The organism is Halobacillus sp. BBL2006, from assembly GCF_000786645.1.
Taxonomy (GTDB): domain Bacteria; phylum Bacillota; class Bacilli; order Bacillales; family Halobacillaceae; genus Halobacillus.
In genome coordinates this window covers 1-1,891 of record NZ_JRNX01000722.1, presented here as the reverse complement: position 1 = coordinate 1,891, position 1,891 = coordinate 1, and the positions used below count along the sequence as shown (strand labels likewise).

The following is a 1,891-nucleotide window of genomic DNA, read 5'->3' as shown; positions in this document are numbered from 1 at the left end:
AAAAAGAATAAAAATAAGGCTGTCCTGAATCTCAGGGCAGCCTTTTTTGATAATAAAATACAGAAAAAATCTTTTTTCAAAACCAAACTCCCTTACTAGGACTTTATCAATCCTTTAATCGCTGCGATAACGGATAAATCCCTATGCTCTGAATGATGAGGGATAAAAAAACGACTCCAAAGCATAAGGCGAGCAGCGTATCCGCTTTTCCAGAAGTCGCGGCTTCCAGGCTTAATAACAAAACAACTGACATCGTTCCTCTGATCCCTGACCATGTTACAAGTATTGCAGATTTCCACCCTAACGTTTTTCTCCACAATGGGAAGAATTGAACCATACCTGAAATCACGAAGAATCGAATAACTAAAGAAGCAATAAACAGTAAAGCAATCCACCCCCATAGATTCCACGCTATATGATCCATCATCTCAACCCCCATCATTAAAAAAACGATCGAAAGAAGTGAAGGTTCTACCACGTCCCAGAAGCCAGCCAGCGATTCGCGATAATGATCTTCTTTATTGGTATGATTAAACTCCCATGAAAGCATAATTCCTGCGGCCACGGTCGATAAAACACCCGATACGCCGATATATTCAGCCAAATGGAAGTTTCCATAGGCAAGCACAATGCTCAGCATGACCTGGACTTCTTTATGGTGTGTAAAATGGACGGCTTTACTGACAATCCATCCAAACAGGATCCCTAATACGGAGCCTCCAATAGAAACATATAAAAACTCTCCCAGGAATGGCCAAAAGGAAAAAGCTTGCTGATTCGTAAAGACCCCGAGCAGGACAGTGAACAATACGACGCTTGTACCGTCGTTAATCATCGATTCACCATCGACGACGTCCGCTACTTTTTCATCATTGGAGGAAGACTTTAAGATCGAAACGACAGAGACCGGATCCGTCGGCGTAAGAATCGATGCAATCAGCAGAGCTCCGATGAAAGTGATCGATAGCACGGAACCAAGAACGACATAAGCAAAGAACCCTAGCAAAATAGCAGTAAGTACTAACCCGACTGTGCTTAAAGCAGCGATGATTCCTGCATGCGATTTCAGCGCTTGTGGTGAGTAGCGATAAGCAGAAATAAACAATAAAGCAGGGAGGAAAATATCGTAAAGCACTTCTTTTGTTACTTCTAGATTTTGAAAAAAAGGAAGGAAAGACAGACCAATTCCGAGGATGAATAGCACCGTCGGCACGGGAATGTTCTTTTGCTTCTTATCTAAAGTAAAAACGGTATATCCAATGAACAGTAAGATGATCACCTGGGGAATTGTCATAGAATCCTTTCCTTTCATAAAGAAAACACATCAGTTCAAGCTGATGTGTTTTCTGTACGGTTTTGTTGTATTCTTTTCACCCAATATACAGTTGCACGAATCATGATATAGACGGCACAAAAGGCCAAAAATCCAAGGATACTGACGGCAGCATCTGCAAATTCCATATTCCCTCTGCCTGTGATCTTTTGCTGGATTTCTACAGCGAACACGAAGACTAGCATTAAGGTAAACGAGAAAAGGAATGAAATCGCAGTAATGCTCAATTTCGCTAAATAATGGAACAGAATATCTATAAAAAATAACCCTATGATTCCTAGAATTCCGATCACCCAAAAGTGGAGGTCCTTATCTGTGAGGTTCCATCCCATCATGCTGGTCACATCAATTAAAACATCATGCCAAACATTGACGAGTTCGGCTAATATCAAAATAATCTCTTTCATGAGGCTTTTCATCTTCTCCTTTTTACGTACCTAATCTTTCCATTTAGGATACTCTACCATATTTACTCTCCTTTTGATACCTTTTTTCATAGAGTTTATCTTCTATTAACCTGTTCGGTTCTTTTTTTAAATATTTTACTTTATTCAAGAG

General features: G+C 40.1%; 2 protein-coding genes. Both read right to left on the bottom strand.

What is annotated here, in order from left to right; translation table 11 throughout:
- Positions 1-106: 106 nt before the first annotated feature.
- Complete coding sequence (locus LD39_RS18840; RefSeq protein WP_035551722.1) at positions 107-1,294, bottom strand: sodium:proton antiporter; 1,188 nt, start codon at positions 1,292-1,294, stop codon at positions 107-109.
- A gap of 35 nt (positions 1,295-1,329) precedes the next feature.
- Complete coding sequence (locus LD39_RS18835; RefSeq protein WP_035551723.1) at positions 1,330-1,740, bottom strand: hypothetical protein; 411 nt, start codon at positions 1,738-1,740, stop codon at positions 1,330-1,332.
- Positions 1,741-1,891 lie beyond the last annotated feature (151 nt).